Below are 12761 nucleotides of genomic sequence, written 5' to 3'. Positions count from 1 at the left end.
TAATGGTATTTATACAAATCGGTTCATTATGAAAAAAAATATTCGTTGGGGAATTATTGGTTGTGGTGCAGTAACAGAAGTAAAAAGTGGTCCTGCTTATAAAAATACTCCCAATTTTGAACTGTTTGCGGTAATGCGTAGAGATACAGAAAAAGCAGCTGATTATGCTAAAAGACATAATGTTTCTAAATATTATACTAATGCGGACGAGTTAATTTTAGATAATGAAGTAGATGCTGTTTATATTGCAACACCTCCAGATACACATAAGTATTATGCCTTAAAAGTTGCAGATGCAGGTAAACCATGTTGCATAGAAAAACCTATGGCACCTTCTTACAAAGATAGTATGGCTATTTATAATGCTTTTAAAGAAAAAGAAGTGCCTTTGTTTATAGCTTATTATAGAAGGTCGTTGCCTAGGTTTTTAAAGGTTAAGGAGTGGTTAGACACTAAGGAAATAGGAGAGATTCGTCATATTCGTTGGTATTTAAGCAAAGCCCCATCAGATATAGATAAAAGTGGAGTTTATAATTGGCGAACAGATGCTGCAATTGCTCCAGGGGGTTATTTTGATGATTTAGCCAGCCATGGTTTGGATCTTTTTTCTTTTTTGTTAGGAGATTTTAAAGAAGTTAAAGGCATTGCAGTAAACCAACAAGGATTGTATGCTGCTAAAGATGCTATTACGGCCTCATGGATACATAAAAATGGAATTACTGGAGAGGGCAGTTGGAATTTTGGAAGCTATCAAAGAGAAGATAAAGTAGAAATAATTGGAAGTAAGGGGAAAGTTGTTTTTTCTGTTTTCGGAGAAACCGAAGTAGAATTATATAATACAATAGGAGAAAAAAAGTTGTTTATTGGCAACCCTAAGCATATTCAAGAATTTCATGTTGCTAATATTCGTAAACATTTATTAGAAAATACAAAACACCCTTCTCAAGGCAAATCAGGATTGCATTGTAGTTGGGTTATGGATAAAATCTTAGGGAATATTTAATATATTTTAATTAGAAATTATCACTGTATTTCCACTAAAAGAAGCGTGGTATTCTAGCATATTATAATAACGGCTGCCATCGTCAGGTCTATTTAATTGTTGTCCTGTAAATAAGCTATATTCGTAATCTTCGCAAGAACAAGTAGCTACTTGTCCATTTAATACCATAGTAGAGCATTCATTAGGAGCATGGTTTGGGCAACTTGCTTCAAAAACTCGAAATTGATTAAAACCAGAATTAATAATAAAGGCTCCTCTGGTACCCACACCTTTTGCACTAATATACACTGTGTTTCCAGTATTGGTTAGGGGACTATATAAAGGTAGGTTTAAGTTAATCTCATAACGGAATCCTATTTCTTGTAAATACGGATTTCTATTAGTTCTATCAGATTCACAAGAAAACAAAATAACAATTAAAAAAAAACTTAAAAAACGTTTCATACTATAGCGTGGTTAAGAAAACTTATACAAAAGTGAGCAAAAAATATGTATATTTGCGTTAAATCCTCGCTAAAAAACCCGTTTGCATGCGGTACAAGTAGAGGATTTTCTGATTTATTAAATAAAGAGTTATGAGTAACGTATCCTACTATACAGCTGAAGGGTTAAAGAACTTAAAAGACGAGTTAAACCAATTAAGAGATATAGAAAGACCAAAAGCATCACAAGCAATTGCAGAAGCTAGAGATAAAGGAGATTTATCAGAAAATGCAGAGTATGATGCTGCTAAAGAAGCACAAGGTTTATTAGAAATGAAAATTTCTAAAATGGAAGCTGTTTTAGCAAATGCAAGATTAATAGATGAATCGCAATTAGATACTTCAAAGGTTTTGGTTTTATCCACAGTAAAATTAAAGAACCAAACTAATGGTCTGGAAATGAAATACACTTTAGTTGCGGAGAGTGAAGCAGATTTAAAAACAGGAAAAATTTCTGTTAGTTCGCCAATTGGAAAAGGTTTACTTGGTAAAGAAGTTGGTGATGTTGCTGAAATTACAGTTCCAAATGGAACTTTAAAGTTTGATATTTTAGAAATTACTAGAGAATAGTAAAGTATAAATTTTTATATTTAATCCCGTTAGAATATCTAATGGGATTTTTTTATTTCTAGTTAAACCAATTACACTATGCCAACTATTTTTACTAAAATTATTAATGGTGAAATTCCATCTTATAAAATTGCAGAAGATGAAAACTTTTTTGCTTTTCTAGACATTAATCCTAATGCCGAAGGGCATACTTTATGTATTCCTAAAAAGGAAGTAGATAAAATTATGGATTTAGATGAGGATACCTATATGGGTTTAATGGCATTTTCTAGAAAAATAGGGAAAGCCATAGAATCTGCTTTAGATTGTAAAAGAGTAGGTATTACCGTAATAGGTTTAGAAGTGCCGCATGCACATGTGCACCTTATTCCATTGAATGAAATGGCAGAAGCAACTTTTCAAAATAAAGTAAAATTAAATGCTGAAGAGTTTGAGGCTATTGCAGCTAAAATTCGCTCTAAAATTGTATAATACCAGAAGTTAATAGGTATATCCCAATACCAATAAGGGCAATTGTAAAAAGGAGTAAAATATAAAACAAAGAGGTGTATTTTACTGATTTTTTTTCCGGGATTGCCATTTTTTGGTAGTATTCAAAAATGCGTTCAATATCATCGGTCCATTTTACAGGATAAATATCAGAATTACAGGTATTACAAGTAAGTTTATGTGTAATCTCATTGGTGGTTTTGTGTACAAATTTTCCATAACTGTGTTTTTGATAAAACGAAAGTTTTAAATCTTGATTAAAACACTCCGGACAATTATTGGTTATATCGGCTTCTTTTATAACCACTAGTTTTATTTCAGCCATTACTCTTTTTTTACTTTTAAAGATATTTGCATTATAGTACCTTCTTTGCCAGACGAAAGTACTTTAATTTTTCCATTATGGTATTCTTCTACAATTCTTTTTACTAAAGAAAGACCAAGGCCCCATCCTCTTTTTTTTGTGGTTACCCCAGGATTAAATATGGTTTGGAATCTATTTTTCGCAATTCCTGATCCGGTATCCGCAATTAATATGTTTACGTATTTACCATCAGGAACAATTTCTATGGCAATTGAACCTTTACCTTTCATGGCATCAATGCCATTTTTTACTAAGTTTTCGATAGTCCAATTATACAAAGAACTATTTAGCATTATAGGAAAGGCTGCTACTTTAGAAGTAAAAGAAAAATGAATAAGCTTGGAGCTCCTTCTTTTTAAATACTCATAAGCGTCTTTAGTTTCTTGTACTATATCGGTTTCATTTAGTTTAGGAAGAGAGCCTATTTTAGAAAATCTATCTGTAATAGTTTCTAGTCTTGCAATGTCTTTCTCTATTTCTTTTGTAATATCGGGGTTTATATTTTCTGTTTTTAAAAGCTCATTCCAGCCTAGTAAAGAAGAAAGAGGAGTTCCAATTTGGTGAGCAGTTTCTTTAGCCATACCAGCCCAAAGCTTATTTTGTTCTGACACTTTGTTAGTCTTAAAAAAGAAAAATATTACAGTAGCAAACAGAATAATAATAAGGAGTAGTGCAACAGGATAGTATTTTAATTTATTTAAAACCTCGGAGTTCCCATAATATAAGGTAGCTAAATGCTCCCCTTGTTGGTCAATAGAAATAGGAGTGTTTTCATTTTTAAATTGAATTATTTTGTTTTTAATGTAAATACTGTCTTTTGCTTTTTTGGCCGACATATTATTTACACGAATAGAACCATCTTTGTTTTTTAAAATCATAGGGGAAGAAGAATTATTTTGGAGAACTTTAATGGTAAGATTTCCCAAATCCATATCTTCAGACGATTGTAGTAATTCAGATTGGGCTGTAGCCCATATTTCCATTTTTAGGCGTTCTTCTTCCTTAAATTTTTTAAAAAAACTGTTAGTATTCCATAATATAAGACTTACAATACCAAAGGCTATTGCTAATAAAATAAGATTATAAGTTTTTCTGCTGGAATTAAAATTCATGTAACATGATTTCTAGCTTTAAAGATACCACAAATTGAAATAATATAGGAATTAGGGTTTATTCTATGGTTTTATATAGGATACAATTTTCATACATTTGTAATTCTATATCTTAGGCTTTATTACAAGAATCCTATAAAGACGTAGAAAGGAAAATAATTAAAGAAATCACTTTTAAAGAAAAAAGTAAGTACAGCAAATTAAGAGAACATGGAAGTACAAGGAAAGATTAAACTAATTGGTGAAACTGCAACATTTGGAAATAACGGTTTTAGAAAGAGAGAATTAGTAGTTACAACAGACGAGCAATATCCACAAAGTATAATGATTGAGTTTGTACAGGATAAATGCGATTTATTGAACAACCATGCAGTTGGTCAGGATGTTAAAGTAAGTATTAATTTAAGGGGAAGAGAGTGGACAAACCCTCAAGGAGAAGTAAAATACTTTAACTCTATTCAAGGATGGAGATTAGAAAGCTTACAATCAGAGGCAGCAAATCCTAATATACCACCAGTACCTCCAATGGATGCTTTTGAGCCAGCAGATAATTTAAAGGAAGAAGATCACGATGATTTACCTTTTTAAGGTATACTTTGTATAATATATAAACCTTCCTAGATTGCATTTAGGGAGGTTTTTTAGTTTTAGTCAATACATGTTAATTTAGAAGTAAAAAGTGTCTATATATTTTTTAAACGAGGATTTATTTTTTCCGTCAGTAGAAAATGCCAATAATGAGGGTTTATTAGCTGTAGGAGGGGATTTGTTACCAGAGCGCTTACTCTTAGCTTATAAGTCAGGTATTTTTCCTTGGTTTAATGAAGGTTCTCAAATTCTTTGGTGGAGCCCAAATCCTAGAATGGTTCTTTTTCCTGAGGAGGTAAAAATTTCTAAAAGTATGCGTAAGGTTTTTAAAGCAAACCAATTTAAGTTGACAAAAAACTATTGTTTTAAAGATGTTTTAATCAAATGTGCTACAGTTAAAAGAAATGGGCAAGAAGATACTTGGATTACAGAAAGTATGATAAATGCTTATGTAAAACTTCATGAATTGGGAAAAGCGGTTTCTTATGAGGTATGGGAAAATGAAGAACTGGTTGGAGGATTGTATGGTATAGATTTGGGAACCGTTTTTTGTGGAGAGAGTATGTTTAGTAACGTTAGTAATGCCTCTAAATATGCTTTTATTAAACTAGCACAAGAAAACAGATATAAACTTATAGACTGTCAAATGTATACACCTCATTTAGAAAGTTTAGGTGCAAGAGAAATAAAAAGAATAGATTTTTTAGAGTATTTAAAAGATTAAGAAGGTAAATGCAAAGAATATAAACTGGGTGCTTATTTATTGCTTTTTAAGAGCAATATTTTGGTTAATTCTCATAGATAAAACTATAATTTTCACCATTTTAGCTCATTTTAATAATCTAATACAGGGTGTGGTCATAATTAGGTGGAAGCGATTTTATCGAAGAAATATAGTTGCCCTTTGCGTTGAATAAAATATTAAACTCTTCAAAAGAGTTGCTATCTTTCTTTCCACGAACAATTAGGTTATATTTTATTTCCGGTGTAATAAGATTTTGAAAAGCGGTATTTAAAATTTCAGTCTCTTCCTGATCTGAACTATACTGCTGTTTAATTTTCTTAATTTTATAAGAGGAGAATTTTTGTTCTAAATAAGTTGTTATTTGAGTGTAGCTTTCATCAAGAACATCGACATTTTGAATTTCTATTTCTATGTTTTTAAAATTTCCTTCCTCTGTAAATTCTATATTATACCATAATCTATCTTTTTTTAACTTTAGCTCAAATTGGGTTTTGCTACCATCAATTTCTTTATAATATTTTAACCTTTTGGCATTCGTTATATTCTTTTGAATAAAGATAAGTGCATGTTCTGGAAATTGCGTTTTTCTAATTCTATGTTCTTTCTCGTATTTTAATTGCGCATCAAGTGGGTTAACATATAGGAATAGAGCAAGTAGCAGTAGTATATTACACTTCATCATACCTAAAACAATTAATTTCATGATCGTTTACCATTCCTGTTGCTTGCATAAAGGCATATACAACGGTGCTGCCAACAAATTTAAAACCTCTTTTTTTTAAGTCTTTACTTATTTCGTCTGATAATTCTGTTTTTCCAGGAGCATCTTTATAGTTTGTAAATTTATTTTTTATTGAAGTGTCATTAACAAAACTCCAGATATATTTACCAAAGCTTCCAAATTCTTCTTGTACTAGCATAAAAGCTTTGGCATTAGATACAGTGGCATTAACTTTAAGCTTGTTTCTAATAATACCGGTATCTTGTAACAAAGAATCTATTTTGGGTTGTTTGTACTGGGCAATTATTTTATAATCGAATTGGTCTAGAGCCTTTCTAAAATTTTCTCGCTTTTTTAAAACTGTTATCCAGCTTAGGCCTGCTTGAAATGTTTCTAGAATCAAAAATTCAAATAAAGAAGGATCGTCTTTTACTGGAACTCCCCATTCCAAATCATGATAAGCTTCATACAAATCATCTCCTATACACCAACCGCATTTGTGTTTTTCCATCTCTCTTTTTTAAAAAATAAAGATATGTAAGTTTTATGAAGTTTATACTACCAATATGATCAATATCAGTTTTTGGGAAGTATGCCAAAACTAAATTTGCATAAATTTGATTTCAGATGGAAGTAATAAAAGATAATAAAGAAAAGACCACGTTAGAATTGATTACGGAGTCTTTAGGAAAAGCGACCTCATACCAAGATTATCGGGCTTTAGTTACGTCTTTAAGTGCAGAAGGTAAAGCTACAGGTCCAAACCAATCAGAAGCACTTACGGAGTATACAGTCTTAAATGATAGACGTATGAAGCGTTTAGATAAGACAATAAAAATTGGTGATGAGAGTGCTCTTAAGATAAAATCTTTAGAAAAAAAGGTAACTTGGTTGGTACTTACAGAAAGTTGGTGCGGAGATGCTGCTCAGACAATGCCAGTAATGAATAAGATGGCAGAGTTGAATGAGAATATTGATTTTAGAGTTGTACAACGAGATCAAAATTTAGAGTTAATGAATCAATTTTTAAGCAATGGAACATTATCTATTCCTAAATTGATAATGGTAGATAGTGAAACTAATGAAGTTATAAACGAGTGGGGATCAAGGCCTAAAGTTGCCACCAAGATGGTTCAAGATTTTAAGAAAGAACATGGAGGACTAACCCCTGAATTTAAGCAAGATTTACAAGTTTGGTATAATAAAGATAAAGGGCAAAGTACACTTGCGGATTTAATAGAATTACTTCCTTTATAATAGAATGGTAAACTCTTTTATTTTCCTTGGAAAATATAGGTAATGGTACCTTTTTGAGATGCTTTTTCCGAGCTATTAAATTTTGCTTTTAGCGCGTAGGTAACGGCGTTATCTACCAAACAACCATTAGATGTTGTAGAACTTTTTGAATTAAAAGTGGCGTCTGTAACATTACCAACAGCATTGACTTGAATATTAATTACCACCTTACCCCCTTCAATACAAGTATATATTGGAGGGGGTAATTTATAATTATTTCTTTTCACTAGGGAATAAGAAACAGATGTTCTTCGTTCTGCTAGATTATTGGTAAATTCTTCTTTTTGAGCTTCTCTTTCCCCAAGAAGTTGTTTTTTTTCTTCTCTTTTCTTTGCAAGTTCTTTTACTCGCGCATTATATTCCGAATCGGAATTGTCTGAAGGAGCATCACTATCACTAGTTAATTCTCTTTCTTCTAGTAGCTCGTCTAAAGTTTTTAAGGGCTCTGGGTCACCGTAACTTGGTTTAGCAGTTTCATTAAAAGCTAAGTGACTTTTAATAGGCTCTGTCTTTGCTTCTTCCTCTAGCTTTTCTTTTTCTTCTATTAGCGCTTCTAATTCATCATCTAGCATAACCATTTCTACAACATATTCATCTTGGTTTTTTTCTTTTCCCAAATGTACATTGTATAATGTTAACACCATGATAGACAGGGAGAAAACAGTTATTATAAATGATAAATGTTTACGGTTTAAACGCATAGAGTTATAACCTATTTTTTACTAAAATATTTTATTAGACCTTTAAAAGGAGAAAATCTTACTTTAATTCTCACTTTTTTTTGGTAACATTTCACCAAATTTGGTAGGGTCTATGGCTATATCTACGTTATAGTCTCCTATTTTGGTTCTTCTTAGGGTAGATAAATGACCTCCTGATTGCAATGCCTTGCCAAAATCATTAGCTATAGAGCGGATATAGGTTCCTTTACTACAGGTAATTCTAAAATCAATATTTGGTAGATTAATCGCAGTTATTTCGAACTCCGATATAGTAACTAGCCTTTTTTTAACTTCGACTTCTTTTCCTTCTCGAGCATATTCGTACAAACGCTTACCATCTTTTTTCAGGGCAGAAAATACTGGAGGTACTTGTTCTATTTCTCCTAAGAACTTAGGAATAGTATCCTGGATAAGATCGGTTGTTATATGTTCTGTTGGGAATGTTTCATTTACCTCTGTTTCTAAATCAAAAGAAGGTGTAGTCCCGCCAAGAGTAATAGTGCCAGTATACTCTTTAGTTTGCCCTTGTATCTCGGTAATTTTTTTTGTAAATTTTCCAGTACAAATTATTAGTAGTCCCGTAGCTAAAGGGTCTAATGTACCGGCATGACCAACTTTTATTTTTTTTAAATTAAAAGCTTTGCGAATATCCCATTTAATTTTATTGACAGCCTGAAAAGAAGTCCATGTTAATGGCTTGTCTACTAATAAAATTTGTCCTTGCAAAAAATCTTCTTGGTTTTTCAATAGAGCAGATAATTATTTTTTTAAGACATATAGCCGTATGCAATAGCAATAATACCTACAATTAAACAGTAAATTGCAAAATAGGAAAGTTTACTTTTCTTTACTAGTTGAATCATCCAGGTACATGCTACTAAACCGGCAACAAAAGCAGCTATAAAACCAGCGCCCATTGCAAAATTGTTATCTCCTGAGAAGGTTAAATCCCCACTAAATATATCCTTCGCTATTTTTCCAAAAATTAAAGGGACTACCATTAAGAAAGAAAAACGTGCGGCTTTAGTTTTGTCAACACCCAAAAGAACAGATGTAGATATGGTGGCACCACTTCTAGAAATACCGGGTAGCATAGCTATTGCTTGCGAAACTCCTACAATTAATGCGTTCGGAAAGCTAACTTTTTTATCCGTGTCTTTAGCTTTGTCAGCAAAATAAAGTAATACGGCTGTTATGATTAACATGAAGCCTACAAAGCGAATATTCCCTCCAAAAAAACTCTCTAATTGTTCTTCAAAGAACAATCCAACAAAAACAGCGGGAAACATAGAAGCAATAATTTTTAAGGAGAATTGCATTTCTTCATTCCATTTAAATTGGAATAAACCACTTAAAATTTCCCAAATGTCTTTTCTAAAAATAACGATAGTACTTAATGCAGTAGCAAAATGAAGTACAACAGTAAATAAAAGACTCTCTTCGGGAACAGAATCATCTCCTAAAATTGCTTTCCCTAGTTCTAAATGTCCGCTAGAAGAAACGGGTAAAAATTCTGTTAAACCCTGAATAATTCCAAGGATAATAGCATCTAAAGTTTCCAAATTATTTTTTCTTATGAGGGTTTAATAATATAGCATATACTTCTATCCCAAGACCTATTAATACTAGGGTTGGGGCTAAACGAATTCTTCTAAAGTTATAAATGTCGTCATTAAAAACATTGGGGTCGTCACTGCCGCCGCCACTCATTAAGATAAAGCCTAAAGCAATACAGGCTAACCCTATGAACATAAATAAGTAGTTTTTCTTTTGAAAAATAAACTCTTGTTTTTCTGAGTTTTTCAATTCGGAATTGTGTTTTTTGCTCATAGGGCAAATTTAATAATATAATTCATCAGTTCTAAGGTTTAAGAACCGTTGGGTTGCAAAATAAGTGCTAATAAATGATATAAACACTCCTAAGATAAAAACGGAAACTAAAAGTAATACTAGTGCTGTAGGGTCTTCAAAAAGGCCAAGTTCATTAAAGTTTTCATTAATGTAATAAAGAACGCCGCTTAGAGCCAAAATAGCTATAATAGATCCCAATATTCCAAGTTTAATGTTATTTAGAATAAATGGCCTTCTAATAAAAGTTTTAGTAGCTCCTACCATTTGCATTGTTTTTATTATAAAACGTTTGGAATAGATAGATAGTCTAATAGAGCTATTAATTAATAAAACAGCAATGAAGGTAAAGATGCCACTAGCTACTAAAATCCAAAACCCGATTTTTTTTACATTTTCGGTAAGGAGACCAACCAAAGGTCTGTCGTAGCTAACTTCGTCTACATATCCTTTTTTAGAAATTTCTCCTGCAATTTTCTCCATTTGATCTGGTGAAACAAAATCTGCATTTAATTGTATATCTATGGAGTTTTTTAGGGGATTGTAACCAAGGAAATCTTGAAAGTTTTCTCCAATTTCTTTAGTATGTTGCTCTGCAGCTTCTTCTTTTGAGACATAAGTGGCCTTTTTGGAATATTCTGCCATAGCAAGGCTTTTTTGCATTTGGTTTATTTCTACCTCTTTAGCGCTATCTTTTAAAAAGACAGAAATAGTAATTTGTTCCTTAAAATGATCAGCCATTTTTTTAGTATTTAAAACTAAAAGGCCTAAAATACCAAGTAAAAACAGTACTAGTGCTATACTAAGCACTACTGAAAAGTAGGAAGAAATTAATTTCCTTTTATGATAATTTTCAAAAGATTTGCTCATAGTGGGTAATCCGTATGGTAAAAATAGGAAAGTAATTTCAAAAGAACATACAATCTTATAAATAGCTAGGTTATCTTTTTAAGGAAAAATGGCCTTTGTACATGTTATTTTCTACAATAATGGTATACCAATAGTCAGAAGCAGGTAATTTACTTCCGTTAAAAAAGCCATCCCAACCAAACGAACTATCTCTAGAGTTTAGAATTAATGTGCCATATCGGTCGTAAATACTTAGTGAATATGAAATATTATTTGGAATACCCTCTGGCCTAAAAGTGTCGTAAAAACCATCACCGTTGGGGGTGAAAAACTTAGGGATAACTAAATGAATGTATGGTTCATTAATCTCTCCGCAAAAATTACGTTCTCTTATAGTAATTATATAGGAACCACCAAGGACGGCATCGAATATGGGGCTTGTTTGGTATGCACCAAAGTTTAAAGCATATTCAAAATCTCCTATATTTTCGGTTTGGATAATTATAGATGGTCCATCCGAACGTATAGATTTTAAAATAGGACGGTCTATCTGTTCTAGGGTAATTGTTTTTTCGTTAGAACACCCATTGGTATTTGTTACAACTACAGAGTATGTTCCTGGTGTATTTGCAGAAATGTTTAAAGTAGTTTCTCCAGTACTCCATAGGTAGTTTGCATTGGTTATATCTGCTGATAAATTTATGTTTTCATCTTCGCAGAAAGTAAGGCTTTCATTATTAAGAACAGGCAAAGGGTGAAAGATTGCGGTTACTAAAGTCCTAGTAGGAGAGATGCATGCCCCTAACTCAGAAATAGCTTCGGCATAATAGTTTCCGGCAGTTTCGGTTTGAAAAAAAGAACTATTAGGTTGTATTAGGTTTCCGCCAATAGGTGCATCGTACCAGTTTACGGAAACACCATCAGGAACAGAAACACTTAGTCCGCTTGCTTCTCCTTGGCAATTACTAATATCCCCATTACTTACTGGAGCAATTGGTATTGGTATTATGTGTAAGCTAAAAGTTTCGGAGACCACATTGCATAGATTATTAGATATATTTATAGCATCTTCCGAAACTTTTGCCCTAAAATAAGTGGTTGTATTTATTAGAGGAGTGGTGTATGTAGGGTTCGTGGCTCCTACAATATCGGTCCAATTAATTGCATCATTACTTTCTTGCCATTGGTATGCATGGGTATTAAAAATTGAAAAATCTGGAGTGGCAGTTAAAGTTGTAGATATTGCCCCAAGGTCTTCACAACTAGTTATACTGCTTTCATTGGCATCATTACGAACGCTAATAAAATCGCCACAAGATTTAAAAACAATATCATCTATTCCTAAATCATTTCCGCAACCTCCATTACCATTATTAAGCATTTTTAAAATTACCGAAGTTTGCCCTACTTCAGTTTTAAAAACTAAGCCATATTGTTCCCAAACAGGAGTGGCTTGGCTCATAATGTTTCCAGTATCTCCAGATGCTAAAAGGGTTGTATCTGTGCTATCCCATATTTGAAAACGTACGTTTATGGGCAGTCCACCATTCTCACAAAAACCATTAGGCTGTTGAAGATTAATTAACCAAGAAGAAAATTCGTAAGAAGTATTCTCGCATAAACCACTTACAGTTCTTCTGTAAAATTCACCTGCTGTAAAATGAGCATTTACAATAAAAGATTTTCCATTTGTATCCCCGGGAGTATGGTCTGTAGTATTATGCCAATCGTAAAAATTGGTGTTGCTGCTTATAGTATAATCTCCATCTGCCGGTACACCCGTAGTGTAGAAATAAGAGGTAATCCCTGTTGGTAGCGCAGGCCCTCTATCTGTTCCAGTTCCAAAAGTTTCTGTAAAAATAGGGTCGCCAGAATTTCCTCCGCAAAAACCTAACTGTCCAAAAAGAATTTGGGTAGATATAAGGCAAAAAAACAGAAATAGAAGGAGAGAAAAAGTGGTATAAGTTTTCAA

Annotated in this window: 17 protein-coding genes; 6 read left to right on the top strand and 11 right to left on the bottom strand. The window is 32.4% G+C overall.

Annotated features, from left to right (window positions below; all coding sequences use genetic code 11):
- Nucleotides 1-28 precede the first annotated feature (28 nt).
- Complete coding sequence (locus Q0856_RS08280) at nt 29-1003, top strand: Gfo/Idh/MocA family oxidoreductase (RefSeq protein ID WP_298477271.1); 975 nt, start codon at nt 29-31, stop codon at nt 1001-1003.
- A 6-nt stretch (nt 1004-1009) separates the two neighbouring features.
- Here the strand turns inward: Q0856_RS08280 and Q0856_RS08275 are convergent, their stop codons facing one another.
- Entirely contained in the window at nt 1010-1447 is a 438-nt protein-coding gene (locus Q0856_RS08275; protein ID WP_298477276.1) for a hypothetical protein, read from the bottom strand.
- Between the two features lie 131 nt (nt 1448-1578).
- Here Q0856_RS08275 and greA point away from each other — a divergent pair, with 131 nt between their 5' ends.
- On the top strand, nt 1579-2055 hold the full coding sequence (gene greA / locus Q0856_RS08270; protein ID WP_298504087.1) for a transcription elongation factor GreA: 477 nt from the start codon (nt 1579-1581) through the stop codon (nt 2053-2055).
- Nucleotides 2056-2133: 78 nt separating this feature from the next.
- The gene (locus Q0856_RS08265) at nt 2134-2526 is read left to right on the top strand and encodes an HIT family protein (RefSeq protein WP_298504085.1); all 393 of its coding nucleotides are present in this window, start codon (nt 2134-2136) and stop codon (nt 2524-2526) included.
- Here the strand turns inward: Q0856_RS08265 and Q0856_RS08260 are convergent.
- Together Q0856_RS08260 and Q0856_RS08255 are read right to left on the bottom strand one after the other, a co-directional pair.
- On the bottom strand, nt 2513-2869 hold the full coding sequence (locus tag Q0856_RS08260) for a hypothetical protein (RefSeq protein ID WP_298477284.1): 357 nt from the start codon (nt 2867-2869) through the stop codon (nt 2513-2515). The two genes, Q0856_RS08265 and Q0856_RS08260, sit on opposite strands and share 14 nt — an antisense overlap.
- Nucleotides 2869-4020: a HAMP domain-containing sensor histidine kinase gene (locus Q0856_RS08255; protein ID WP_298504082.1), complete on the bottom strand. Its 1152-nt coding sequence runs from the start codon at nt 4018-4020 to the stop codon at nt 2869-2871. The genes Q0856_RS08260 and Q0856_RS08255 overlap by 1 nt, the downstream gene beginning before the upstream one ends.
- A gap of 210 nt (nt 4021-4230) precedes the next feature.
- Between Q0856_RS08255 and Q0856_RS08250 the strand changes: the two genes are divergently transcribed.
- The gene (locus Q0856_RS08250; RefSeq protein ID WP_298477292.1) at nt 4231-4608 is read left to right on the top strand and encodes a DUF3127 domain-containing protein; all 378 of its coding nucleotides are present in this window, start codon (nt 4231-4233) and stop codon (nt 4606-4608) included.
- Nucleotides 4609-4705: 97 nt separating this feature from the next.
- Nucleotides 4706-5332: a leucyl/phenylalanyl-tRNA--protein transferase gene (gene aat / locus Q0856_RS08245; protein ID WP_298478263.1), complete on the top strand. Its 627-nt coding sequence runs from the start codon at nt 4706-4708 to the stop codon at nt 5330-5332.
- Nucleotides 5333-5450: 118 nt separating this feature from the next.
- Here aat and Q0856_RS08240 read toward each other — a convergent pair whose 3' ends face one another.
- Together Q0856_RS08240 and Q0856_RS08235 are read right to left on the bottom strand one after the other, a co-directional pair.
- Nucleotides 5451-6035: a hypothetical protein gene (locus Q0856_RS08240; protein WP_298504078.1), complete on the bottom strand. Its 585-nt coding sequence runs from the start codon at nt 6033-6035 to the stop codon at nt 5451-5453.
- Complete coding sequence (locus tag Q0856_RS08235) at nt 6022-6585, bottom strand: DNA-3-methyladenine glycosylase I (protein ID WP_298477299.1); 564 nt, start codon at nt 6583-6585, stop codon at nt 6022-6024. Before Q0856_RS08235 ends, Q0856_RS08240 begins: the two co-directional genes overlap by 14 nt.
- 116 nt (nt 6586-6701) lie before the next feature.
- Between Q0856_RS08235 and Q0856_RS08230 the strand changes: the two genes are divergently transcribed.
- On the top strand, nt 6702-7331 hold the full coding sequence (locus Q0856_RS08230) for a thioredoxin family protein (protein WP_298477302.1): 630 nt from the start codon (nt 6702-6704) through the stop codon (nt 7329-7331).
- Between the two features lie 17 nt (nt 7332-7348).
- On the opposite strand, the gene Q0856_RS08225 is transcribed toward Q0856_RS08230, so the two are convergent.
- The 6 genes from Q0856_RS08225 to Q0856_RS08200 form a co-directional block, all read right to left on the bottom strand.
- Nucleotides 7349-7987, bottom strand: coding sequence for a hypothetical protein (locus Q0856_RS08225; protein ID WP_363317962.1), 639 nt, complete (start codon nt 7985-7987; stop codon nt 7349-7351).
- Nucleotides 7988-8134: 147 nt separating this feature from the next.
- Nucleotides 8135-8839 carry a tRNA pseudouridine(55) synthase TruB gene (gene truB / locus Q0856_RS08220; RefSeq protein WP_298477307.1) on the bottom strand — a complete coding sequence of 235 codons (705 nt, stop codon included), beginning with the start codon at nt 8837-8839 and terminating at the stop codon, nt 8135-8137.
- Nucleotides 8840-8859: 20 nt separating this feature from the next.
- On the bottom strand, nt 8860-9654 hold the full coding sequence (locus Q0856_RS08215; RefSeq protein WP_298477310.1) for an undecaprenyl-diphosphate phosphatase: 795 nt from the start codon (nt 9652-9654) through the stop codon (nt 8860-8862).
- A 1-nt stretch (nt 9655) separates the two neighbouring features.
- Nucleotides 9656-9922: a DUF3098 domain-containing protein gene (locus Q0856_RS08210; RefSeq protein WP_298477313.1), complete on the bottom strand. Its 267-nt coding sequence runs from the start codon at nt 9920-9922 to the stop codon at nt 9656-9658.
- 9 nt (nt 9923-9931) lie between these two features.
- The gene (locus Q0856_RS08205) at nt 9932-10810 is read right to left on the bottom strand and encodes a permease-like cell division protein FtsX (protein ID WP_298477316.1); all 879 of its coding nucleotides are present in this window, start codon (nt 10808-10810) and stop codon (nt 9932-9934) included.
- 70 nt (nt 10811-10880) lie between these two features.
- A complete protein-coding gene (locus tag Q0856_RS08200) occupies nt 10881-12761 on the bottom strand; it encodes a T9SS type B sorting domain-containing protein (protein ID WP_298504076.1) in 1881 nt (626 codons plus the stop codon).

The sequence above is a fragment of the uncultured Maribacter sp. genome (genome assembly GCF_947496775.1).
Classification (GTDB): domain Bacteria; phylum Bacteroidota; class Bacteroidia; order Flavobacteriales; family Flavobacteriaceae; genus Maribacter_B.
This window is presented reverse-complemented; position numbering and strand designations above follow the sequence as displayed.

Excerpts from the sequence above, each read along its gene's own strand:
- Q0856_RS08280 (WP_298477271.1), top strand. The coding sequence starts at position 29 with ATGAAAAAAAATATTCGTTGGGGAATTATTGGTTGTGGTGCAGTAACA.
- Q0856_RS08275 (WP_298477276.1), bottom strand. The coding sequence starts at position 1,447 with ATGAAACGTTTTTTAAGTTTTTTTTTAATTGTTATTTTGTTTTCTTGT.
- greA (WP_298504087.1), top strand. The coding sequence starts at position 1,579 with ATGAGTAACGTATCCTACTATACAGCTGAAGGGTTAAAGAACTTAAAA.
- Q0856_RS08265 (WP_298504085.1), top strand. The coding sequence starts at position 2,134 with ATGCCAACTATTTTTACTAAAATTATTAATGGTGAAATTCCATCTTAT.
- Q0856_RS08260 (WP_298477284.1), bottom strand. The coding sequence starts at position 2,869 with ATGGCTGAAATAAAACTAGTGGTTATAAAAGAAGCCGATATAACCAAT.
- Q0856_RS08255 (WP_298504082.1), bottom strand. The coding sequence starts at position 4,020 with ATGAATTTTAATTCCAGCAGAAAAACTTATAATCTTATTTTATTAGCA.
- Q0856_RS08250 (WP_298477292.1), top strand. The coding sequence starts at position 4,231 with ATGGAAGTACAAGGAAAGATTAAACTAATTGGTGAAACTGCAACATTT.
- Q0856_RS08240 (WP_298504078.1), bottom strand. The coding sequence starts at position 6,035 with ATGATGAAGTGTAATATACTACTGCTACTTGCTCTATTCCTATATGTT.
- Q0856_RS08235 (WP_298477299.1), bottom strand. The coding sequence starts at position 6,585 with ATGGAAAAACACAAATGCGGTTGGTGTATAGGAGATGATTTGTATGAA.
- Q0856_RS08230 (WP_298477302.1), top strand. The coding sequence starts at position 6,702 with ATGGAAGTAATAAAAGATAATAAAGAAAAGACCACGTTAGAATTGATT.
- Q0856_RS08210 (WP_298477313.1), bottom strand. The coding sequence starts at position 9,922 with ATGAGCAAAAAACACAATTCCGAATTGAAAAACTCAGAAAAACAAGAG.
- Q0856_RS08205 (WP_298477316.1), bottom strand. The coding sequence starts at position 10,810 with ATGAGCAAATCTTTTGAAAATTATCATAAAAGGAAATTAATTTCTTCC.